Origin of the sequence: Roseovarius sp. PS-C2, from assembly GCF_018862045.1 — a bacterium.
In the GTDB taxonomy this organism is placed as follows: Bacteria; Pseudomonadota; Alphaproteobacteria; order Rhodobacterales; family Rhodobacteraceae; genus Roseovarius.
The window spans coordinates 127,795-149,844 of sequence record NZ_JAHKSQ010000002.1; the positions used below are offsets into that span (position 1 = coordinate 127,795).

Consider the following 22,050-nt stretch of genomic DNA (forward strand, 5'->3'; position numbering starts at 1 on the left):
CCCGTATAATGGCCAAGCAGAAGAAACAGCCCCGCCCCAAGGCCGAGACGCCCAAGGGGTTCCGCGACTATTTCGGCCCCGAAGTGACCGAGCGCGCCGAGATGCTGCAACAGATCGCGCGGGTGTATCATCTTTATGGGTTCGAGGCGCTGGAAAGCAGCGCGGTCGAAACGGTCGAGGCGCTTGGCAAGTTCCTGCCCGATGTGGATCGCCCGAACGAGGGCGTCTTTGCCTGGCAGGAGGATTCCGAAGGCGACAAACCGGGCGACTGGCTGGCGCTGCGCTATGACCTGACCGCGCCGCTGGCCCGCGTTTACGCGCAGCACCGCAACGACCTGCCCACGCCCTACCGGCGCTATGCTATGGGGCCGGTCTGGCGCAACGAAAAGCCGGGGCCGGGGCGGTTTCGCCAGTTTTATCAATGCGATGCGGATACCGTGGGCGCGCCGTCGGTTGCGGCGGATGCCGAGATTTGCGCGATGCTGTCCGATACGCTGGAACAGGTCGGCATCCCGCGCGGGGATTACATCGTGCGGGTGAACAACCGGAAGGTTCTGAACGGCGTTCTGGAGGTCATGGGCCTTGAGGAAGGCGAGCAGCGTGATGCGGTGCTGCGCACCATCGACAAGTTCGACAAGGTCGGCGAGGCCGGTGTGCGCGAATTGTTGGGCAAGGGGCGGCTGGATGCCTCGGGGGCTTATATCGACGGTGTGGGGCTGAGCGACGAACAGGCCGGGCCGGTTCTGGCCTTCCTGACCTCGAAAAGTGACAGTGCAGCCCAGACGCTGAATAACCTGCGGGATGCTGTGGGTGACTCTGCGATTGGGCTTGAGGGTGTTCAGGAACTCGAAACCATTGCCGAGCTTCTGGCCGCGCAGGGCTATGGGCCGGACCGCGTGGAAATCGACCCCAGCGTCGTGCGTGGGCTTGGATATTACACCGGGCCGGTGTTCGAGGCCGAGTTGACCTTTGAAATCTTTGATGAAAAAGGCCGCAAGCGGCAGTTCGGCAGCGTCGCCGGAGGCGGGCGGTATGACGATCTGGTCAAGCGGTTCACCGGGCAGGCGGTGCCTGCGACGGGGGTGTCCATCGGTGTCGACCGCCTGCTGGCGGCGCTGCGTGAAAAGGGCCGGATCGGGGGTACCGTTGAGGGCCCCGTGGTGGTGACGGTGATGGATCGCGACCGGATGGCCGATTATCAGGACATGGTGGGCGAATTGCGCCGCGCGGGAATCCGGGCCGAGGTGTATCTGGGCAATCCCAAGAACTTCGGCAACCAGATGAAATATGCCGACCGGCGCGGCTCGCCCATTGCCGTGATCGAAGGCGACGACGAGAAAGAGCGCGGTGTGGTGCAGATCAAGGACTTGATCCTTGGTGCGAAGATTGCCGAAAACGCGACCCTGGAAGAGTGGAAGGAACGGCCCAGCCAGTTCGAGGTGCCGCGCGCGCAACTTGTTGAAAAGGTGCGGGAAATTCTGGACGGGCAAGGCTCATGACCCAACGCGCAGCCATCCGCGCCGAGGCCGCGCGCCTGCGGGCGTCCTTCGAGGCCGAGGGCGCGCAGTCGGTCGAAACGGCGATTCTGCAACCAGCCGAGGTTTTGCTGGATCTCTATGGCGAAGACATCCGTGCGCGGGCTTATGTGACGTCGGATGCGTTGCGCGGGGAGCAGATGTTGCGCCCGGATTTCACCGTGCCGGTGGTGCAGATGCATATGGAGCATGGGGCGGAACCGGCCTGTTATACCTATTCGGGCGAGGTGTTTCGCCGTCAGGAGGACGACCCGGAGCGCGCCAATGAATACATGCAGGTTGGTTTTGAGGTGTTCGAACGCGACGCGCCGGAGGCGGCCGACGCGCGTGTTTTTTCGATCATTTTCAATACTTTGAAGCCTTTGGGGCTGCGTGCCGCGACCGGGGATATCGGCATCCTGATGGCGGCGGTCGACGGGCTGCACACCAGCGAGCGGCGCAAGGGGGCGTTGCGGCGGCATATCTGGCGTCCGCGACGATTTCGCGCACTGATCGATCGGTTCTCGGGGCGGGTGCCGGTGCCGGACAGCCGGGCGGCGCTGTTGTCGATGGCGGACCCGATGTCGGGGGTGGCGCCGGTGATCGGGATGCGGCAGGAGGCCGAAATTCTGAGCCGGATCAAGGCGTTGCAGGAGGATGCGGCCACCGATCCGATCTCGGAAAACGAGGTGGCGCTGATCGACGCGGTGCTGTCGGTGCGGGAAACCTCGGACAATGCACTATCACATTTGCGTGATATCGCGGTGGACATGTCCACGATCCAGCCTGCGGTGGACCGGCTGGCGCGGCGGCTGGAGGCGCTGGAGACACGCGGAATCGACGTGACGCGGCTGGATTTCGAGGCCAGTTACGGACGGACCAACATGGAATACTATGACGGCTTTGTCTTTGGTTTCTATGCAGAAAATCGCCCCGACCTGCCGCCGGTGGCGACTGGCGGGCGGTATGACGCGCTGACCCGGCACCTGGGGCGGGGGCGCGAGATTCCGGCGGTGGGCGGCGTGATTCGCCCTGGATTGGTGGTTGAACTTGGGGGGCTGACATGAGCCTCAAACTGGGTGTGCCGTCGAAGGGGCGGCTGATGGACAAGACCTTTGGCTGGTTCGGCCAGCGGGGGATCGAACTGGGCCGGGCCGGATCGGACCGGGAATATGCCGGGTATGTCCAGGGCATTGATAATGTTGAACTTGTTCTGCTGTCTGCCGGGGAAATCCCGCGCGAACTGGCCGCCGGGCGCATTCATCTGGGGGTGACGGGCACCGATCTGGTGCGCGACAAGCTGGGCCAGTGGGATCGCTCTGTTGAGGAATTGGCAGGGCTTGGCTTTGGTCAGGCGGATCTGGTGCTGGCGGTGCCCAAGTGCTGGGTGGATGTGAACACGCTGGACGACCTTGACGCCGCCGCTGCCGCGTTCCGGCTAAAGCACGGATTTCGTTTGAGAATTGCCACCAAATATCACCGTCTGGTGCGGGAGTTCCTTCGCGATAACGGGGTGGCGGATTACCAGTTGGTTGACAGCCAGGGCGCAACCGAGGGCACGGTCAAGAACGAGACTGCCGAGGCGATTGCCGATATCACCTCGACCGGCGATACATTGCGGGCCAACCATTTGAAAATATTGGAAGATGGATTGATCTTGCGCTCGCAGGCGACGCTGTTCCGCGCCCGCAGGGCGGCGATGGACGAGGGCGACCGCAAAACGCTCAAGACCCTGCTGAAACAGCTGGCGCTGGACTGAGGCGCGTTTCGTACGTTTTGTACGATGTGTACGCGGGTTTTGTACGAAAACCGGGGGGTGTTGCGAAATTTGCGTCCATGATGGACGCAAACGGGGGCGTTGTGGGTCTTGCGGAGACCGGCGCGTGGTGCGGCAACCTTCGGTTAATCGGTTTGTGTCAGAACGGGGATGTCGGCGCGATATGTGAAGGCCGTGATCGGGCGAGGTGAAGGATATGGCATTACGGGGTGTCGTCGGGCGATGGGTGGCAATGGTGATGTGTTGGTAGCGTTGGAATGGTGAATGTTTGGAATGAGGCCTTGCAAGACGTTCGTGCAGAGCGCCCAGCCGGTTAACAGCCGCGAAGCGGCCCGGCTATCGTCAGCCCCTCCCTTGGGCTGGCGATTTGTCTGAGCTGGGCGCGCCGTTCGTTCTGTGGATGTGTTTTGCGACCATAAAGCTCTTTGAAACTACGGTTGCATCGCCACCCCAGGGGCTGACGTCAGCCTTCGTCGTGAACGGCAGATTCGTCCCGCAGAGAGGTCTTTCCACTCGCGCGAAACAGCGGCCGCAGGTCGCCGCGCATCAGAGGTGCTGAAAACGGCGCCATTGGCGCATGTCGATCCCATCGCCCCGCGCCGCAAACGAAACGGGCGCGCCCAAGGGACGCGCCCGCCACGAGGCCCGATCTGGAGGGGTCAGGCCTTCAGGCCGTCGGGGCCTGCCGCATGCACGCGGCAAACCCCGATCTTCCGATGTCGCATGCCCGAGGGGTGAAAACCCGGTGCCGGGTCTTGCGAGGCATGGATCAGAAGCGGAACGTACCGCGGACCTGAACCGTGGTGGCTTCGAGATCGGTGGTGGTGTTCCCGAAGTTGGAGAACTCGTGATAGAGCGCCTCGCCACCGAGCGAGAAGTTCTGCGTGACCATGTGTTCATAGCCCGCGCCGACGAAATAGCCGTCGTCATCGCCCAGCGTGTCGGTGTCGGCCTGTGCCCAGCCACCGGTGCCGTAAAGCAGGCCGTTGCCGATCTTGTAGCCGCCGCGCAGCTTGACGCGGAAGATGTTTTCGAGATCGGGGTTGCCTGCGCCGAGGCTGATATCGGCCCAGTCGTAATCGAGGCCGCCGCCGATGACCCACTGGCCGAGATCGTAGTCATACCCGCCGGTCAGACCGCCGATGGCGCCGTCACCGTCCACGCCGGGAACGCTGGTGTCGACATTGCCGTAACCGACCTGGCCGCCGAGGTAGCCGCCGGTCCAGTCGGGGCTGGCCGGAGCGGGCGCGGGGGCGGGGGTGGCGATGACGGGATCGGGGGCGGGTTCGACGGGAGAGCCGGCGAAAGCGGGGCCTGTGGCAAGCGCCAGGGAGGCGGCGATAAGGGAACCTTGTTTCAGCATTGGATCAGATCCTTTTACCTTTGTGTCCTGTCATGTCCTCGCTGGTAGCGGGACTGCTCGTTTCCTGTGATGCCGGTGCCGCGGGTGCGGCCCGGCGACCGCAGGCAGCGATTGCGCTGCGGTTGGTCAACAGGTGAGAGCGAAAGGGCCGACATTCAACGGGGGGTGGAATTTACGGCACGATCCTGCCGGGGGGCGTCGCGTCATGCGCTGAAAATCGCCGTTTTCCTGCTGAAAAAGCGGCGGGCCATGCGATGGCGGTCAAAACCTCGTGACCGTGGCGTCAGAGCACGCCGATATCGGCCAGCGCCGCCGAGAGTTCGGGCGGCAGCGTGTCCTCGGACTGGCGGCTGGCGGGCAGGTCGGCGGGGGCGTCGCCCGTTTGCAGGTAGCGCCAGCCCTGAAACGGGCGTTTCTGGGCGGTGGTGGTGCGGATTATCTGCGGGTCCAGCACGAAGGCGCAGCGGCGGATGCCGTCCTCGCCGATGATCTCGTCAAGGCGCAACAGGCGCTGGCGGCATTGCACAAGCCCTTGAATGACCCAGAAAATCGAGCCTCCGTCCAGAAGTTCGGCCTCGCGTTTGGGCCACATGCGGGTGATGTGGCGCGGCATGCCGTCGGGGCCCTGGGCGTGGGGCGTGGATTGCCAGCGCATCAGGCTTTCGACGCTGTCCGTGCCGACGCTGAGCTTGATGAGATGGAGTTTGGCCATGACCTGCGATTCCCTGCGCGATGGGCATATAGAGTAGTGGAAATGCGCCGGGCTTCAAGTTATTGTGGGTCTCCCCAGCCAAGCAGGATTCGCGCCATGACCCGTTTTGCCGCCCCGATTGCCCAGTCCATCTGGGACATGAAATACCGTCTGAAAGAGGCCGATGGCACCCCTGTCGACGAGACGGTCGAGGATACATGGCGCCGTATTGCCCGTGCTCTGGCGGCGGTCGAGGCCGAGCCGGAAACGTGGGAAGAGCGGTTTTACGGCGCGCTGGAGGATTTCAAATACCTGCCGGCGGGGCGGATCACGGCGGGGGCCGGGACGGCGCGCAGCGTGACGCTGTTCAACTGTTTCGTGATGGGCACGATCCCCGACAACATGGGCGGCATTTTCGAGATGCTGAAAGAGGCCGCGTTGACCATGCAGCAGGGCGGCGGGATCGGGTACGATTTCAGCACGATCCGGCCCAAGGGGGCCGAAGTGCATGGCGTGGCCGCCGATGCCAGCGGGCCGCTGAGCTTCATGGATGTGTGGGATGCCATGTGCCGCACCATCATGAGCGCGGGCAGCCGCCGGGGCGCGATGATGGCGACCATGCGCTGCGATCATCCTGATATCGAGGATTTCATCGCCGCCAAGGCGGATTCGGCGCGGCTGCGGATGTTCAACCTGTCGGTGCTGGTGACGGACGCCTTCATGGAGGCGGTCAAGGCCGATGGCTCGTGGGAGCTGGAATTCGACGGCAAGGTTTACAAGACGGTCGAGGCGCGCGACCTGTGGAACCGGATCATGCAGGCGACCTATGATTTCGCCGAGCCGGGGGTGATTTTCATCGACCGGATCAACGAGGCGAACAACCTGAATTACTGCGAGACGATCGCGGCGACCAACCCGTGTGGCGAGCAACCGCTGCCGCCCTATGGGGCGTGCCTGCTGGGGTCGATCAACATGGCGCGGCTGGTGCGCGATCCGTTCGGCAAGGGGGCGGCGCTGGACCGGGAGGCGCTGGACGATCTGGTGGCGACCGCCGTGCGGATGATGGACAACGTGGTGGATGCGTCGAAATTCCCGCTGGAGGCGCAGGCGCAGGAGGCCGCCAACAAGCGGCGGATCGGGCTGGGCGTGACCGGGCTGGCGGATGCGTTGCTGATGGTCGGCTTGCGCTATGGCAGCGACGAGGCCGCGGCGCAGACCGAGGCGTGGCTGAAGCAGATCGCGCGTGCCGCCTATCTGGCCAGTGTCGAGTTGGCGAAGGAAAAGGGGCCGTTCCCGCTGTTCGACTCTGATGCGTTCCTGGCCTCGGGCAACATGATGGGCATGGACGAGGATGTGCGCGCGGCAGTGGCCGAGCACGGTATCCGCAACGCCCTGCTGACCAGCATCGCGCCGACCGGGACGATCAGCCTTTATGCGGGAAATGTGAGTTCGGGGATCGAGCCGGTATTCGCCTATTCCTACACCCGCAAGGTGCTGCAGAAAGACGGGTCGCGCACCGAGGAAGAGGTGGTGGATTACGCCGTGCGGATGTGGCGCGAACAGATGGGCGATGCCGAATTGCCCGACTATTTCGTGAATGCCCAGACACTGGCCCCGGCGGATCACGTAAAAATGCAGGCCGCCGCGCAGCGCTGGGTGGACAGCAGCATTTCCAAGACGATCAACTGCCCTGCCGATATTTCCTTCGAGGCGTTCAAGGATGTCTACATGCAGGCCTATGAAACCGGCTGCAAGGGCTGCACCACCTACCGGCCCAACGACGTGACCGGCAGCGTGCTGAGCGTGAGCGAAACTGCGGATAAAACGCCGGGCGAGGCCGGTGTGCCGCTGCCGCAAGAGGGCGGCGAGGTGGTCTATATGTCCGAGCCGCTGGACCGGCCCACGGAACTGGAGGGCGCGACCTACAAGCTGAAATGGCCCGACAGCAACCATGCGATCTATATCACCGTGAACGACATCGTGCTGAACGGGCATCGCCGCCCGTTCGAGGTGTTCATCAACTCCAAAAACATGGAGCATTACGCCTGGACGGTGGCGCTGACGCGGATGATCAGCGCGGTGTTCCGGCGCGGTGGCGACGTGAGTTTCGTGGTGGAAGAGTTGAAAGCCGTGTTCGACCCGCGCGGCGGGGCGTGGATGCAGGGGAAATACATCCCTTCGATCCTTGCGGCGATCGGCGGTATCCTGGAACAGCACATGATCTCGATCGGGTTCCTCGAAGGCGAGGGGCTGGGGCTCAAGACCGACCCGACGCAATCGGTGGTGAACCTCGACGCGCCGCGCGGTCCGTCCTGCCCGTCCTGCGGCAGCTATGACATGCGGATGATCGAGGGCTGCATGACCTGCGCCAGTTGCGGCCATTCCAAATGCGGCTGAGCCGGGCGGCCTGACGGGGCTGTTGTGGCGGGGTCTGCCTGTTCCCGGTTGAGCGGTTGGCTGCGCGCGGGCTTTTTAGTTGACAGTAATTGTCGGGATACGTAAAGCGGCGTCAACGCGCGCCATTCGCGCGGCACAGCCAGCGATCCCGCCAGCTATCCATCACGGTTTACACGGCAGGGGCGGCGCGGTTTCATGACATGTTCGGCCCTGAATTTCCCTGTGTGCGGGACAATGCGGCGCACTTGAAGCGTATCGTGAAGCGCTTTAACCCGAAAACGCCGCTTGTGGACGGGCGGCAGAGCATACGAGGTGGCCCATGGCTGACGAAATGACCACGACGCTTCCCCAGGCGGACGCACCGGCGGGGCTGGTGCAGGATGCCGTGCTGGGCGGGGCCGCTGGCCGGTTCGACAAGGTCGTCGAGTTCATCGTGCTGGGCGGTCCGGCGATCTGGGCCATTGCGGCAGTTTCGGTTGTCGCGCTGGCGCTGATCCTGTGGAAGGTCTGGCGGCTGGCGATCATGGGTGCCTGGATCGGCGGGGGCCATGCGCGCCGCGCGGTGGAGCTGTGGGCGCAGGGCGATGAAGATCGGGCGCTGGCGCAGTTGCAGGGGCGGCGCACCTGCCGGGCGGTTCTGATCCGCGCGGCGATGGAGGCGCGGCGCGATGCGACACTGGACGCGGATGCGGCGCAGGCCGAAACCGAGCGTGTGGCGCGTAATTTGTTGGCGAAAGCGCGCGGCGGTTTGCGCCCGCTCGAACTGATCGCGACCATCGCGCCGCTGCTGGGGCTTCTGGGCACGGTTCTGGGCATGATCGCGGCGTTCCAGGCCTTGCAGGCAGCGGGCAGCCGCGCCGATCCGGCGATTCTGGCCGGGGGCATCTGGGAGGCCTTGCTGACCACGGCGGCGGGTATGGCGGTGGCGATCCCGGCGTCGATGGCGCTGACGTGGTTCGAGAGCGTGGTGGACCGGCTGCGCCTTGAGATGGAGGATTTCGCCACGCGCATTTTCCTGCGCCCCGTGCAGGGCGAGGACGGCGCGGCGATGGCGCGTGCGGCCGAGTAAGATGTTCGCCTTCGGTCCCCCCAGACCCCGCAGGAAACCCAGCCTGACGCCGATGATCGACGTGGTGTTCCTGCTGCTGGTGTTCTTCATGCTGGCCTCGCGGTTCGGGATGGATATGCAGGTGCCGCTGAATGCGCCCGGTTCGGGGGGCGAGCGGCCCTATTCCGGGCCGCCGCGTCTGGTGGATATTCTGCCCGAGGGTCTGCGCCTGAACGGGCAGGAGATGACCCCCGAGGCCCTGCCTGCGGCGCTGGCCGATCTGGTGGGCGATCCGGGCGATACCATCGTGCTGCGCGCCCGTGACGAGGCACGCTTGCAGCGTGTTGTGGACGTGATGCAGGCGTTGAAGCAGGCCGGGTTCACGGCGCTGGTGTTGGTGGAGTAGGCCGATGCAGTTTTCCGAACCGCCCCGCCGTCACCCGCCCGAAAGCATCGTTCCGATGATCAACGTGGTGTTCCTGCTGCTGATCTTTTTCCTGATGACCGCGCAGATCGCCCCGCCCGACCCGATCGACGTGAAGCCGCCGAGTGCCACGCAGGCGCTTGATCCGGCGGAGGGCGAATTCACGCTGTATCTGGGGGCGCAGGGTGACCTGGCCTTTGGAGAGGCGCGTGGTGAGGACGATGCGCTGGCCGCGTTGCAGGCTGCCAAAGAGGCCTATTGCGCCGATGGCGGCTGTTCGGACACGGTGCCGCCCCCGCCGCTGATATTGCGGGCCGATGCGGATGTGCCGGGGGCCACGCTGGCGGCGCTGATGCCTCGGCTGGCGCAGGCGGGATTCGCGGAAATTCAGCTTGTGACGGTGTCGCAATGATACGCGCGCTGGAATTCGGCGGTTTCCTGGTGCTGGCCGTGGTGGCGCATCTGGCGGTGGTGCTGATCGGGCCGCGCACGCAAGGGGTGGCCTCGTCCGGGCAGGCGGGCGAAACGGCGGTGTCGATCCAGGTGTCGGACGGGCAAATTGCCGATATGGTGGCGCAGTGGGAAACCCCGCCCGAGGTGCCCGAGCCGGTCGAAGCGCCGGACATGCCCGAGACCGCAGCGCTGAACGAGCCCGAGATGCCGCCGCTGGAGCAGCCGGAGCGGCCCACGGCCCCCGCCGCCCCCGTGGCCCCGGCAGTGCCGGGCCTTGCGGTGCCGCAATCCGACAGTCTGCCGGATGCCTCCGTCACCGCGCCTCCGCCGCCGCCGCCGGTGCAGCGCCCGGATCCGGAACTGGAACGATTGGGCGAGACACGCCCGCAACTGCGCCCCGAGCGGCCTGATCCGCCCAAGCAACAGCCCAGGCGTGAGCCCGCGCCGAAGAAGCAAGCGAAGAAGGCGGACAAACCGAAGCAGGCAGCGGCCTCCAGCACGGCACAGCGTGCCGCCGGGCAGGGGCAGGGGGCGAATGCGGGCAATGCCCGGCAAACACAGGCGGCCACGCTGAGCGCGGGCCAGATCCAGAGCCTGACCGCCCGATGGGGCGCGCAGGTGCGCCGCCAGATCGAGCGGCGCAAGCGCTATCCGTCGGCGGCACGCGGGGCGTCGGGCACGGTTACGGTGCGCCTGACGGTGGGGCGCAACGGCAGTTTGCAGGGCGTCGGGCTGGCGCGCTCGTCGGGCAATGCGGCGCTGGATCAGGCGGCGCTGCGCGCAGTGCAATCCGCCGGGCGGTTCGCGGCGGCGCCCAAGGGGCTGACCAAGGCCAGCTATACCTTCACCCTGCAAATGCGCTTCAACCGCTGACCCTTAGCCGACTTGCCGTCCCCGGCTCCAGACCGTGCGCACCACGGGGGTGCCGTTGATATCGCGGATGCGCAGAAGATCGGCGCGCTGACCCGCGATCAGGTGGCCGCGATCCGTCAGCCCCGTCACTTCGGCGGGGGCGGCGGTGACGGTGCGGATGGCGCGGGGCAGGTCCTGCCAGACTTCGCCCAGCCGGAACGCCGACAGCAGCAGCGCCGAGGGCACGTAATCGGACGACACGATATCCAGAAGCCCGCGCCCGGCCAGGTCCAGCGCGCTGACATTGCCCGAATGAGAGCCGCCCCGGATGATGTTGGGCGCCCCCATCATGATCGCCACGCCTTTGTCGCGGCAGGCCTCGGCGGCCTCGATCGTGGTGGGAAATTCGGCAAAACCCACGCCGTTCCCCTGCGAGGCCGTGACCTGTTCGGCGGTGGTGTCGTCATGGCTGGCCAGAACCGCGCCAAGGCGGTTGGCCTCGGCGATGGCGCCGGTTTCGTGCGTGTCGCCCAGCCGTGCGCGCAGCCCCTTGAGGTGGGTCACATGGGCCTCGAAATCGGCGTCGCTCATGCCGCGTTTCTTGGCGATATAGGTCTTGAGCTTGGACAGGTCGCGGAACTGGCGTTGCCCCGGCGTGTGATCCATCAGGCTGACAATGCCGATGCGGTCTTCGGGGGTGAATTCGGCCAGTTCCTCGAGCAGGGTTTCGGAACAGATTTCGGCCCGCAGGTGCAGGAAATGGCTGATCCGCAGGGCATCGGCGCGGCGCAGGGCAAGGATTTCGTCGGTCAGGGCGCGGGCGTATTTCACATAGCCGCCCTTGCCGGTGTGGATCGAGCCGACGCGCATCGCGTCGAACACGGTGGTGATCCCGGTCGAGGCCAGTTCGCCGTCATGGGCAAGGATCGCCGAAAGGTGCGGCCAGTCGACCGAGGGGCGCGGTTCGATATGGCGCTCGAGATTGTCGGTGTGCAGCTCGATCAGGCCCGGCGTGATGTAATCGCCGTCGCAGTCGATGGCCCCGGCCGCGACATGAGTGCCGGGGGTGATTTCGGCGATCCGGCCGTCGGACAGGCTCAGCGAGCCGGTCAGCACCGTGTCGGGCAACACCAGCCGGGCATTGGCCAGGTGCAGGGTTTCGGCGCCGGGCGCAAGGGACAGGTCGGCGGGGGCGGGCATGGCTGGGGTCATCCGGTGTATCGTCCTTGGGTCAGTCGCGCCGGGGCGGCGAGGCCCAGCAGGTGCAGGGCCTGATCGACGGTCGCTTCGATCGGGCCGTCATTGGAAATGTTATGCACCCTCAGCCCCTTGGGCAGGGGCGCGGTGTTGCGGTTCAGGCGGCGCGCAATGTCCTGTGTGGTTTCACGGCCACGCCCGGCCAGCCGCCTGGCCAGCGTTTCGGGGGTGGCGGTGACATGCAACACCTCCAGCGCGGGGAAAATCAGCGCGGCCTGTCCCAGAACCCCGCGCGACAGGTTCGCCATGCGTTGCGCGCCGCCCCGGACATCGTCGGGTATGGCAGAGGGAATGCCATAGCGCAGGCCATGTGCGTTCCAGTGCAGGCAGAACCCGCCCGTATCGGCGCGGGCGGTGAATTCGGCCTCGCTCAGCGCGTCATAGTCTTCGCCGCCAAGGCCGGGGGTGCGGGTGATCGCGCGGCGCACCGGAACCAGCGCAGGGGCGGCTTCGGCAAGGCCGCGCATGACGCTGTCCTTGCCTGCGCCGGATGGACCGACCAGGGCGATCAGGCGGCCCGCGCTCATGCGGCCCTCGCCGGGGTAAAGGCGGTGACGTCGATTTCACGGTCGCAAACCCGGTCACGGGCGGCCTCGTCGTGGAAAATCCCGACGATGGCCGCGCCGCGCGCCTTGGCGGCTTCGATCAGGCCCAGAACGACCTCGCGATTGGTGGCGTCCAGGCTGGCGGTGGGTTCGTCCAGCAAAAGTGCGGGATAGTCATGGGCAAAGCCGCGCGCGATGTTCACGCGCTGCTGTTCTCCCCCCGAAAAGGTGGTGGGCGACAGCCCCCACAGGGTTTCGGGGATGTTCAGCCGTTTCAGCAGTTCGGCGGCGCGGACGCGGGCATCCTCCAGCGGTGTGCCGACCGCCAGCAGGGGCTCGGCCACCACGTCCAGCGTGGGAACGCGCGGCACCACGCGCAGGAACTGGCTGACATAGCCCAGCGTGTCGCGGCGCATCCTGAGAATGTCGCGCGGCGCGGCATCCGTCACCACCGTGTTGCCCACGCGGATGCGCCCCGCTTCGGCCAAGTAGTTGCCATAGATCATCCGCATCAGCGTGGATTTGCCCGCGCCCGACGCCCCGGTCAGGGCCACGCAGTCTCCGCGCGCCACCGACAGGGTCGCGCCCTGCATCACGCGGATTGTCGCGCCGCCCTGATTGTGCAGGGTAAAGGCCTTGGACAGGTTCTCGATCTCGATCATGGGCTTTCTTCTGTTTCCAAATATCCTCGGGGGTCCGGGGGCAGACAGCCCCCGGGTGTTTCAGACTTGCAGCACGCTGGAAACCAGAAGCTGCGTATAGCCGTGTTGCGGATCGTCCAGCACCTGATCGGTCAGGCCCTGTTCCACCACATGGCCCGACTTCATCACCATGAGGCGATCCGCCAGCAGCCGTACCACCGCCAGATCGTGGGTGACGATGATGGCCGACAGGCCCATGTCACGCACCAGCCCGCGCAGCAAATCCAGCAGGCGGGCCTGCACGCTGACATCCAGCCCGCCGGTGGGTTCGTCCATGAATACCAGCCGCGGTCCGGTGACGAGGTTGCGCGCGATTTGCAGCCGTTGCTGCATTCCGCCCGAAAAGGTCGACGGGCGGTCGTCGATACGGTCGGGGGCGATTTCGACGCGGTCCAGCCAATCCGTCGCACGTGCGCGGATGTCGCCATAGTGGCGCGCGCCCACGGCCATCAGGCGTTCGCCCACATTGCCGCCCGCGCTGACACCCATACGCAGCCCGTCGCGGGCGTGCTGGTGGACAAAGGCCCAGTCGGTGCGCGACAGCATCCGGCGTTCGGGTTCGGACATGGTGACGGTGTCCCTAGGACCCGTGCGCGTGTCGAAGATCACCTGACCTGCATCGGGCGTCAGGTGGCCGGCCATGCAGTTGAGCAGCGTGGATTTGCCCGAGCCACTTTCGCCGACGATGCCCATGACCTCGCCGGGGTAAAGATCGAACGACACGCCGGTGCAGCCGATATGGCTGCCATAGAGCTTACGCAGGTCGCGCACCGACAGAAGGGGGAGGGTGGGATCAGGGCTCATGCAGCGTCCTTTCCGCGATGGCCCTGCGCCTGCCGGGCTTCGCAATAATCCGTGTCCGAGCAGACGAACATCCGCCCGCCCGCGTCATCGGTGATCACCTCGTCAAGGTAACTGTCGCTTGCCCCGCACAGCCCGCAGGGATGGTCGGCCTTCGAGGCGTCGAACGGGTGGTCCTCGAAATCGAGACTGACGACCGTGGTATAGGGTGGCAGCGCATAGATGCGCTGTTCGCGCCCGGCGCCGAAAAGTTGGATCGCCGGGCAGTCCGACAGTTTCGGGTTGTCGAACTTCGGGATCGGCGACGGGTCCATCACATAGCGCCCCTCGACCTTGACGGGATAGGCGTAAGCGGTTGCAATATGGCCGTGGCGGCTGATGTCTTCATACAGTTTCACATGCATTAGCCCGTATTCTTCCAGGCTGTGCATCTTGCGGGTTTCGGTTTCACGCGGCTCCAGAAAACGCAGGGGTTCGGGGATCGGCACCTGATAGACCAGTATCTGCCCGTCTTGCAGGGCGGTTTCGGGAATCCGGTGGCGGGTCTGGATCACGCTGGCGGCGGTGGTTTCGGTGGTCACCTCCACCCCCGCCGTGCGGCGAAAGAAATTGCGGATCGACACGGCGTTGGTGGTGTCGTCGGCGCCCTGGTCGATCACCTTGAAACGGTCCTCGGGCGTCAGCACCGCCGCCGAGACCTGCACGCCGCCGGTGCCCCAGCCGTAGGGCATGGGCATTTCGCGGCTGGCGAACGGCACCTGATAGCCGGGGATCGCCAGCCCCTTGAGGATGGCGCGGCGGATCATGCGTTTGGTCTGTTCGTCCAGATAGGCGAAGTTATAGGCTTGGTCGGTCACAACAGGCCCCTTTCGGTCAGGTCCGCCTCGAGGGTTTCGGGCGAGATGAAGTGATGCCCCTGCCAGCCCGCATCGCGTGCGCCCTGCACGTTGGCGGGGCTGTCGTCGATGAACAGGCAGTCTTGCGGGGGCACATCGGCGCGCTGGCAGAGCAGGTCGAAGATGGCTGGTTCGGGTTTGCCCATCCCTTCGCGGCCAGACACGATGGTGACGCCGAACGTGTCGGTCAGGCGCGGATGCAGGGTAAGCCCGATGGGCCATGTTTCCGCCGACCAGTTGGTGATCGCATGCACATCGTGGCCGCGGCGTTTCAGCCGGTTGACGATGTCCCATGTGCCTTCGATCGGCTCGCGCAGGGTCAGCGCGTAGCGTTCCAGATAGCGCGAGAACAGCATTCGGTCGTCCGGGTCGTGGATTTCCTGCGCCAGCGCGCCAAAGCGTTCGCCCCGGTCGGCGCGTGCGTTGCGCGCGTGAAAGCCGGTGCGGTCAAGAAACGCCTGCGCCTTTGTGCGGCATCCCAGATCGGGCAGGAAGGCGGCGACGGGGTCCCATTCGACCAGCACGTTTCCGATATCGAAGACGACGCTGGTCATTCGGCGGCCTCCTGACGGGATGTGTTGGCGGCCTCGGCGCGCTCGGCCACCTCGCGGCGCAGTTTGCGCACCAGTTCCAGTTCGGACTGGAAATCGACGTAGTGGGGCAGCTTGATGTGTTCGAGGAACCCGGTGGCCTGAATGTTGTCGGCATGGGACAGGACGAATTCGGCGTCCTGTGACGGGGCGCCGGTGAAATCCTCGCCCAGTTCCTGCCATCGCAGGGCGCGGTCGACCAGCGCCATCGAGATCGCCTTGCGCTCGGTCTGACCGAAGACCAGCCCATAGCCACGGGTGAATTGCGGCGGTTCGGTTTTCGAGCCGGTGAACTGGTTCACGGTTTCGCATTCGGTCAGGGTGATGTCGCCGATCTCGATGGCGAAGCCCAGTTCGGGGATGTCCATCTCGACGCTGACCGCGCCGATGCGCAACTCGCCCACGAAGGCGTGGTTGCGGCCATAGCCGCGCTGCGTGGAATAGGCCATCGACAGGACAAACCCCTCGTCGCCGCGCGCCAGCGCCTGAAGGCGCAGCGCCCGTTCGGCGGGCAGTTCCAGCGGTTGGCGTGTCAGGTCTGGCGGGGGCGTGTCATCGGCGGGGGCCTCTTCGATCAGGCCCTCGCGGTTGAGGAAGCCGGTGACATGGGGCACGTCGCCCGCCTCGGGGGGGCGTTGGGGCGCGTCTTGCGGGGGGGCGCCCTCGGCGGCCAGTTTGAAATCCAGCAGGCGGTGGGTGTAGTCGAATGTCGGCCCCAGGATCTGCCCGCCGGGGAGGTCCTTGAACGTGGCCGAGATACGCCTGTCGCAGGCCATTGCGGCGGTTTCGACCGGGCGCGAATTGCCCAGCCGGGGCAGGGTGGTGCGATAGGCGCGGATCAGGAAAATCGCCTCGATCAGGTCGCCGCGCGCCTGTTTGATCGCCAGTGCGGCAAGGTCGGGATCGTAAAGCGAACCCTCGGCCATGACGCGGTTGACCGCCAGCGCCATCTGTTCGCGGATTTGCGCGATGGACAGTTCGGGGACCGACGGATCGCCGCGCCGTTCCTCGGCCAGCCATGCGTGAGCGTTGTCGATGGCGCGCTCTCCGCCCTTGACGGCGACATACATTACAGCACCTCGGTGGAACGCGGCAGGGCGGCAAGGGTCCGACCGCTGGTAAAGATGAAATCCAGGCCCAGAGGGAAACGCGCGGCGTTCTGGCGAAACGCATCGCCGTCGGGCAGGGACAGGGTGGCGGTGTCCTGAATTCCGGGGCCCCGCAGGGTGGCCCCCCGCGCCGACAGTTCGGGCAGTTCGACGATCAGCGTGGCGGAGCGATCGGGATATTCCGCCGTGCCGCAGGGAAATTGCGACAGCGGCAGAAAATCGTCCCAGTGTCCGATGGCAAAGGCGCAATTGCTTGCGTCGCTCAGCGGTGCGCCGGTGTGAAAGGCCAGCCAGTCGCGCACCGCCGGGCAGTCCATTTCACCCGCCAGGAACAGCGGCGTGTCGGTGTCACACAGGGTCAGCACAACCGCCCCTGCCGCCGGGGACAGCGGCGCGGGAGGTGTGGCCCCGGCAAGGGTTTCGATCCGTCCGGGACGGGCCATGGCCTCCATCACCGCGCGGAATGCGGTTGCGGCCTCGATGGCCGGGTCGGCAAAGCCGCCGTCAAGCGTTGCGCTGTGCATCAATCCTCTCCTCGGACCATGGTGAAGAAGTCGACTTTCGTCGCTGCCGCGCGGGCGGCGCGGTTGGTGCGGGCGGTCTCGGCCTCGGCCCTGAGTGGGTCCAGAACCCCGGTTTGCAGGGCCGGGGCCCGGTCGGTCTGCATCAGGGCATCGACCAGTGCGGCGGCCTCGGCATCGGGTTTGCTGCGGCCCTGGATATAGGCGTGGCCGACCGTGCCGCAGGGCAGGCGCAGGGCGCAGCGCGTCACGGTCATTTCGCCAAGGTTGAAGGGTGCGCCGGTGCCGCCGGTGCGGCCGCGCACCATGACGCTGCCGGTTTCCGGGCGACGCAGCCAGTCGAAGCCGGGGCGGGGGCATGTATCGTCCAGCAGGGCCGCCACGCGGCCCGGCGCGGCCTTGGCCAGCAGACCCATCCATGCCTGTCGCGGGCCGTGATCGGGGGCGTGATCTTTCATCTCGACAAATCCGTGCATTACTATACAACTATACACATTATACCGAAGCGGTAGCGATCAGGCCAGTGGGGATTTGTGAATTTTGGGTGACAAGCAGGGCAAGGCGGGCGGGAAAACGCCATTGTGGCAGGCCATTTCCAAGGCGCTGCGGCAAGATATTTTCGAAGGGCGTTACGGCCCCGGTGACAAGCTGCCGACCGAAGCGCAGCTTGCCGAGCGGTTCGGCGTCAACCGCCATACGGTGCGCCATGCGCTCGGGCGCATGGCCGAGGACGGGGTGGTGCGCTCGCGGCGCGGATCGGGGGTGTTCGTGACGGCGCGGCCCACGGATTATCCCATAGGCCGCCGGGTGCGGTTTCATGAAAACCTGCGTGCCGCCGGACAGCGCCCGGACAAACGCATCCTTCAGATCGAAACCCGCAGCGCCACGGCGGGCGAGGCCGAGGCGCTGGAGATCGCGCCGGGCGCGCCGGTTTGCGCCTGTCATGGCCTGTCGCTGGCCGACGATGCGCCCATCGCGGTGTTCGAAAGCGTCTTTCCGCTGGAGCGCCTGCCGGGGATCGCCGAGGCGCTGGAGGAGCAGCCGGGCGTGACGGCGGCGCTGCGGCAGGTGGGGGTGAGCGATTACACCCGCGCCTCGACGCGGCTGACCGCCGTGGCCGCCGATGCCTCGCAGGCGCTGCATCTGCAGTTGCGCGAGGGCGATCCGTTGCTGCGTTCGACGGGGGTGAATGTTGCGCCCGATGGCAAGCCGGTGGAGTATGGCCGCACGGTGTTCGCCGGGGATCGTGTGACGCTGACGCTGGAGGATTAGGGGCCGTGCCTCAGCCGCCGTGGCGCTCAAGGAAGGCCTCGGCGGATAGGGTGCGGAAATCGTTCAGCGCATCGCGCAGGCGGTCATGGCCCCAATCCCACCACGCCAGGGCGATCAGCCGGTCGGCGATCTCGGGCGTCTGGCGGCGGCGCAGGGGTTTGGCCGGGGTTCCGGCGACGATGGTGTAGGGCTCCACATCGCGGGTCACGATGGCCCCGGCAGCGACCACGGCACCGTGGCCGATGGTGACGTCGGGTTTGATCATCGCCGCGTGGCCGATCCATGTGTCATGCCCAATCACCGCGCGCCGCGCCTTGCGGTGTTCGAAAAACGCGGGGTCGTCGCTGGCATCGTCCCAGTAATCCGCCGAGCGATACAGGAAATGGTGCATGCTGGCCGTGGTCAGCGGGTGGTCGGTGGCCCCGATCCGCACGAAGCTGGCGATGTTGGAGAACCTGCCGATATCGGCATTGGCGATGTCGGCGTAGCGGTCGCAATAGGAATAATCGCCGATATCGCTATGGGCGATCCGGCTGCCCTGGCCGATTTCGGTGAACCGGCCAAGGCGTGTGTCGGTGATCTGGCAGCCGTCATGGATGAACGGCGTATCAGCCGTCAGGCGGGCCATGTCTCAGTGCCCCTCGGCGCGTCCGATCAGACGCCCGCGCAGCCAGCCCGACACCGAATCCATGATCATGACCATCAGGATCACCAGCACGATGTAATAGGTGACTTCTTCCCAGTCCTTCTGGGTGATCATCGCCTGGGTCAGCAGCAGACCGATCCCGCCGCCGGTGATCGCCCCGATGATCGTGGCGCTGCGGGTGTTGGATTCGAGGTAATACAAAAGCTGGCTGAGCAGGACCGGGGTAATCTGCGGGATCACCCCGAAGCGATAGCGTTGCAACTGTTTGGCCCCGGTCGATTGCACGCCTTCGATCTGCTTTTCGTCGACGTTTTCCAGCGCCTCCGAGAACAGCTTGCCGAAGGAGCCGGTATCGGTCAGCAGGATGGCGAGCGCCCCGGTCAGCGGCCCCGGCCCGAAGGCGCGGGCCAGAACGATGGTCCAGATCAGCGCATCCACCCCGCGCACGAAGTCGAACACCCGGCGGACCCCGAAACGCACCGCGATCAGCGGCGAAAAGTTGCGCGCCGCCAGAAACGCCAGCGGAAGTGCCACGATGGCCGCGCCGAAGGTGCCCAGAAACGCCATCAGCACCGTTTCGAACAGTGCCCAGGCCACATCGCCATGACGCCACATCTTGTTGGTCCAGAAATCCGAGGCCATCGCGGCAATATTCGATTTGCCCGGCACGACGCGGTCGGACGAAAAGGCCAGCGAGACCAGTTCGCCAAAGCTCTTGCCGTGGAACGGGCTGTCGAGCGTGAACCAGAAGAGTTCCCAGCCGTATTCGTATTTGAACAGTTCCGCCCGCGTGCGCGTGACCGTCAGGCGGCCCTGATCGGTGGTCACGTTCAAGCGATTTTTCGAGGCGTTGATCCAGTCGGGCTGGGTGCTGCGGTCGCCTTGCGGAAAGCTCATGTCGACCCCGTTGCGCGAGGGGGTCGCGGTGATCGGCCCATAGCCGGGAATGTCGTAGGTGACGGTTCCCTCGTCGAAGGTCACAACATGTCCGCGCCCCAGATCGCCGCGCACAATGTCCCCGTCGAAGCTGAGCCAGCCGGGGCCGGTGCCCGGCTCGTAGGTGCCCTTGCGCTCACCCTCGATGGCAACGGTGATCGCGTCGGAGCGGGCATCGTATTCGACATGGGTCTTGTAGCTGTAGCTGTCGCCGACAAGCGTGCGGGCGTTGTCGATGCTGGCGCGCTGGGCGAGGCCCGATATGTCGAAGGCGAAAAAGATATAGACGAAGTAGGCCAGGATCATCAGCGGAAAAGCGAAATTGACGATCCGTTTGCCGCGAAACAGCCGGGTGGCCTCGTCGTGCATGTCGTGGGTTGCCGCGAAGGTCATGCGCCCCTCCCTTTGATCAGGCGGTCACGGAAATGGGATGAGAGTTGATCGAACAACACGATGGTCAGGAACAGGAGGATGAAGATCGCCGCCGCCTCGTCGAATTTGCCCTGGCCCCAGGACATCGCGTTCTTGAGTTCGTAGCCGATACCGCCGGCCCCCACGAAGCCAAGAATGGCCGAGGCGCGGATGTTGATCTCGAAGCGCAGCAACGTGTAGCTGAGGTAATTGGGGGCGACCTGCGGGATGACCCCCAGCAGCATCCGCTGCGACCAGTTCGCGCCCACCGATTGCAACCCTTCCACGGGTTTCAGCGAGGCGTTCTCGTTCACTTCCGAGAACAGCTTGCCCAATGCGCCGATGGTGTGAAAGGCGATGGCGATCATCGCCGGAACCGGGCCGCCACCCAGAACGAAGATCAGGACCAGCGCGATCACGATTTCGGGGACCGCGCGCATGATGTCCATGATCCGGCGAAACACCGGAATCAGCCGCGGCCAGCGGGCCAGCCCGCGTGTTGCCAGAAGCGACATGACAATCGCCCCGATCGCCCCCATCAGGGTCGAGGCCGCCGCGATATTCACCGTTTCGATCAGGGCGGGCAGGAAGGTCAGCAGGTGGCCGGGCAGTTCGGGAGCCTTTTCGATGGCCTCGCTCAGGACCTGTGCCGGGAAATCCAGTATGTTGTGCCAGCCATCCCAGAATCCGCCGGCGTTGCGCGCATCGGCAAGGTCGAACCCCGCCACCATGAGGGCCACGAAAATTGCCAGTATCGTCCCGGAATACAGCCGTTTGCGGCGTGTCATCGCCATGTAATCCTGGCGGATATCGTCCGTGGTGATCGGCGCCTGTGCGCTTATGTCAGCCATTCTTTGCCCCTCGGAAGGATAGAAAAAAGGGCCCATCGCGGGGATGGGCCCTTGTCCGGCGGTTGCCGGATCAGTTCGATTTGGCCTTGCGGGCCTCGATGATCGACAGATATGCGTCGTGGGTGATCGGCATGAAGCCTTTCGCGTCACCCTGCAGGACGCCATAGGCGCACTCTTCGTCCATCGACTTGAGCGAGGCCATCAGCCCGGTCATCTTCAGCTTCACGTCTTCGGGGAGTGCGCTGCGCAGAACGACGGGGCCTTCGGGGATCGGCTTGGATTTCCAGATCTCGACGAGGTCGTTCATGTCGACCAGGCCGGCATCCACGGCCTTGCGCAGCGCGCCCGAGTTGTAGCCGTCTTCCCAGTTGCCCAGACCGTCGGCCCAGGTCACGCCGCCGTCCACGTCGCCATTGTTGACCGCAACGATGGTCTGCTCGTGACCGCCGGTGAATTTCACCTCACCGAAGTAGTCGCCCGATTGCATGGTGGCGCCGATTTCCGCCGGAATTTCGATCGAGGGGATCAGGTAGCCCGAGGTCGAGTTCGGATCGCCAAAGCCGAAGACCTTGTCTTTCATGTCTTCCAGCGAGGTGATGCCGCTGTCCTTGCGGGCGAAGCCGATGGAGTGATAGCCGTAACCGCCATCGAGGTTCACCTTGACCAGAACCGGCTCGACCGCTTCGGGGTCTTCCAGATAGGTCTTGGCATAGCCCGAGGCACCCAGCCATGCCATGTCGATGGTGCCGCCCAGCAGGCCCTGAATCACGCCGTTGTAATCGGCCGGGGCGAACAGTTTGGTTTCGACGCCAAGCAACTCTTCTGTCTTTACGCGCAGGCATTCGTTGGAGGTCATGCGATCCTGGGCGTTTTCGCCGCCAAGGATACCGATGCGGAATTCGGTGATGTCCTGCGCCGTGGCCGAGGTGGCCAGGGCGGTCGAAGCTGCCAGTGCAAGGGCGAGGGTGGTTTTCATTTGGGTCTCCATTGGTGGA

Annotated in this window: 24 protein-coding genes; 9 read left to right on the top strand and 15 right to left on the bottom strand. The window is 65.3% G+C overall.

Annotation, left to right across the window (positions count from 1 at the left end):
• Positions 1-8 precede the first annotated feature (8 nt).
• The 3 genes from hisS to hisG are packed head-to-tail and all read left to right on the top strand — an operon-like array spanning position 9 to position 3,273.
• Complete coding sequence (hisS, locus tag KPG71_RS03945) at positions 9-1,499, top strand: histidine--tRNA ligase (protein ID WP_216336840.1); 1,491 nt, start codon at positions 9-11, stop codon at positions 1,497-1,499.
• Complete coding sequence (locus KPG71_RS03950) at positions 1,496-2,581, top strand: ATP phosphoribosyltransferase regulatory subunit (RefSeq protein ID WP_216336841.1); 1,086 nt, start codon at positions 1,496-1,498, stop codon at positions 2,579-2,581. Before hisS ends, KPG71_RS03950 begins: the two co-directional genes overlap by 4 nt.
• Positions 2,578-3,273: an ATP phosphoribosyltransferase gene (gene hisG, locus KPG71_RS03955; protein ID WP_216336842.1), complete on the top strand. Its 696-nt coding sequence runs from the start codon at positions 2,578-2,580 to the stop codon at positions 3,271-3,273. The genes KPG71_RS03950 and hisG overlap by 4 nt, the downstream gene beginning before the upstream one ends.
• A gap of 787 nt (positions 3,274-4,060) precedes the next feature.
• On the opposite strand, the gene KPG71_RS03960 is transcribed toward hisG, so the two are convergent.
• Together KPG71_RS03960 and KPG71_RS03965 are read right to left on the bottom strand one after the other, a co-directional pair.
• Positions 4,061-4,654, bottom strand: coding sequence for an outer membrane protein (locus tag KPG71_RS03960; RefSeq protein WP_216336843.1), 594 nt, complete (start codon positions 4,652-4,654; stop codon positions 4,061-4,063).
• Between the two features lie 283 nt (positions 4,655-4,937).
• Positions 4,938-5,366: a DUF1489 family protein gene (locus KPG71_RS03965; RefSeq protein ID WP_216336844.1), complete on the bottom strand. Its 429-nt coding sequence runs from the start codon at positions 5,364-5,366 to the stop codon at positions 4,938-4,940.
• A 96-nt stretch (positions 5,367-5,462) separates the two neighbouring features.
• Between KPG71_RS03965 and KPG71_RS03970 the strand changes: the two genes are divergently transcribed.
• The 5 genes from KPG71_RS03970 (at position 5,463) to KPG71_RS03990 (ending at position 10,540) form a co-directional block, all read left to right on the top strand.
• On the top strand, positions 5,463-7,742 hold the full coding sequence (locus tag KPG71_RS03970; protein ID WP_216336845.1) for an adenosylcobalamin-dependent ribonucleoside-diphosphate reductase: 2,280 nt from the start codon (positions 5,463-5,465) through the stop codon (positions 7,740-7,742).
• Between the two features lie 319 nt (positions 7,743-8,061).
• Positions 8,062-8,811: a MotA/TolQ/ExbB proton channel family protein gene (locus KPG71_RS03975; RefSeq protein WP_216336846.1), complete on the top strand. Its 750-nt coding sequence runs from the start codon at positions 8,062-8,064 to the stop codon at positions 8,809-8,811.
• 1 nt (position 8,812) lies between these two features.
• The gene (locus KPG71_RS03980; protein ID WP_216336847.1) at positions 8,813-9,196 is read left to right on the top strand and encodes a biopolymer transporter ExbD; all 384 of its coding nucleotides are present in this window, start codon (positions 8,813-8,815) and stop codon (positions 9,194-9,196) included.
• Positions 9,197-9,200: 4 nt separating this feature from the next.
• The gene (locus KPG71_RS03985) at positions 9,201-9,626 is read left to right on the top strand and encodes a biopolymer transporter ExbD (RefSeq protein WP_216336848.1); all 426 of its coding nucleotides are present in this window, start codon (positions 9,201-9,203) and stop codon (positions 9,624-9,626) included.
• The gene (locus tag KPG71_RS03990; RefSeq protein WP_216336849.1) at positions 9,623-10,540 is read left to right on the top strand and encodes an energy transducer TonB; all 918 of its coding nucleotides are present in this window, start codon (positions 9,623-9,625) and stop codon (positions 10,538-10,540) included. Before KPG71_RS03985 ends, KPG71_RS03990 begins: the two co-directional genes overlap by 4 nt.
• Before the next feature lie 3 nt (positions 10,541-10,543).
• Here KPG71_RS03990 and KPG71_RS03995 read toward each other — a convergent pair whose 3' ends face one another.
• From KPG71_RS03995 to phnG, 9 genes are read right to left on the bottom strand one after another with little or no spacing between them, the layout of a single operon-like run.
• Positions 10,544-11,719, bottom strand: coding sequence for an alpha-D-ribose 1-methylphosphonate 5-triphosphate diphosphatase (locus KPG71_RS03995; protein ID WP_216337197.1), 1,176 nt, complete (start codon positions 11,717-11,719; stop codon positions 10,544-10,546).
• An 8-nt stretch (positions 11,720-11,727) separates the two neighbouring features.
• Positions 11,728-12,303, bottom strand: coding sequence for a phosphonate metabolism protein/1,5-bisphosphokinase (PRPP-forming) PhnN (gene phnN, locus KPG71_RS04000; RefSeq protein ID WP_216336850.1), 576 nt, complete (start codon positions 12,301-12,303; stop codon positions 11,728-11,730).
• Positions 12,300-12,983 carry a phosphonate C-P lyase system protein PhnL gene (phnL, locus tag KPG71_RS04005; protein ID WP_216336851.1) on the bottom strand — a complete coding sequence of 228 codons (684 nt, stop codon included), beginning with the start codon at positions 12,981-12,983 and terminating at the stop codon, positions 12,300-12,302. The genes phnN and phnL overlap by 4 nt, the downstream gene beginning before the upstream one ends.
• 60 nt (positions 12,984-13,043) lie before the next feature.
• On the bottom strand, positions 13,044-13,826 hold the full coding sequence (gene phnK / locus KPG71_RS04010; protein ID WP_216336852.1) for a phosphonate C-P lyase system protein PhnK: 783 nt from the start codon (positions 13,824-13,826) through the stop codon (positions 13,044-13,046).
• Positions 13,823-14,680: an alpha-D-ribose 1-methylphosphonate 5-phosphate C-P-lyase PhnJ gene (locus KPG71_RS04015; RefSeq protein ID WP_216336853.1), complete on the bottom strand. Its 858-nt coding sequence runs from the start codon at positions 14,678-14,680 to the stop codon at positions 13,823-13,825. Before KPG71_RS04015 ends, phnK begins: the two co-directional genes overlap by 4 nt.
• Entirely contained in the window at positions 14,677-15,273 is a 597-nt protein-coding gene (locus tag KPG71_RS04020; RefSeq protein WP_216336854.1) for an HAD family phosphatase, read from the bottom strand. Before KPG71_RS04020 ends, KPG71_RS04015 begins: the two co-directional genes overlap by 4 nt.
• Complete coding sequence (locus tag KPG71_RS04025) at positions 15,270-16,379, bottom strand: carbon-phosphorus lyase complex subunit PhnI (protein WP_216336855.1); 1,110 nt, start codon at positions 16,377-16,379, stop codon at positions 15,270-15,272. The genes KPG71_RS04020 and KPG71_RS04025 overlap by 4 nt, the downstream gene beginning before the upstream one ends.
• Positions 16,379-16,942 (bottom strand): phosphonate C-P lyase system protein PhnH, encoded by a 564-nt coding sequence (gene phnH, locus KPG71_RS04030; RefSeq protein WP_216336856.1) that lies wholly within the window; start codon positions 16,940-16,942, stop codon positions 16,379-16,381. Before phnH ends, KPG71_RS04025 begins: the two co-directional genes overlap by 1 nt.
• Complete coding sequence (phnG, locus tag KPG71_RS04035; protein ID WP_216336857.1) at positions 16,942-17,397, bottom strand: phosphonate C-P lyase system protein PhnG; 456 nt, start codon at positions 17,395-17,397, stop codon at positions 16,942-16,944. The genes phnH and phnG overlap by 1 nt, the downstream gene beginning before the upstream one ends.
• A gap of 82 nt (positions 17,398-17,479) precedes the next feature.
• Here phnG and phnF point away from each other — a divergent pair, with 82 nt between their 5' ends.
• Complete coding sequence (gene phnF / locus KPG71_RS04040; RefSeq protein ID WP_216336858.1) at positions 17,480-18,211, top strand: phosphonate metabolism transcriptional regulator PhnF; 732 nt, start codon at positions 17,480-17,482, stop codon at positions 18,209-18,211.
• A gap of 10 nt (positions 18,212-18,221) precedes the next feature.
• Here the strand turns inward: phnF and KPG71_RS04045 are convergent, their stop codons facing one another.
• The 4 genes from KPG71_RS04045 to phnD form a co-directional block, all read right to left on the bottom strand.
• Positions 18,222-18,839, bottom strand: a complete 618-nt coding sequence (locus KPG71_RS04045; protein WP_216336859.1) for a chloramphenicol acetyltransferase — start codon at positions 18,837-18,839, stop codon at positions 18,222-18,224.
• 3 nt (positions 18,840-18,842) lie between these two features.
• Positions 18,843-20,186, bottom strand: a complete 1,344-nt coding sequence (gene phnE / locus KPG71_RS04050) for a phosphonate ABC transporter, permease protein PhnE (RefSeq protein ID WP_216336860.1) — start codon at positions 20,184-20,186, stop codon at positions 18,843-18,845.
• Positions 20,183-21,055, bottom strand: a complete 873-nt coding sequence (gene phnE, locus KPG71_RS04055) for a phosphonate ABC transporter, permease protein PhnE (protein ID WP_216336861.1) — start codon at positions 21,053-21,055, stop codon at positions 20,183-20,185. Before phnE (KPG71_RS04055) ends, phnE (KPG71_RS04050) begins: the two co-directional genes overlap by 4 nt.
• 70 nt (positions 21,056-21,125) lie before the next feature.
• The gene (gene phnD, locus KPG71_RS04060; RefSeq protein WP_216336862.1) at positions 21,126-22,031 is read right to left on the bottom strand and encodes a phosphonate ABC transporter substrate-binding protein; all 906 of its coding nucleotides are present in this window, start codon (positions 22,029-22,031) and stop codon (positions 21,126-21,128) included.
• Positions 22,032-22,050 lie beyond the last annotated feature (19 nt).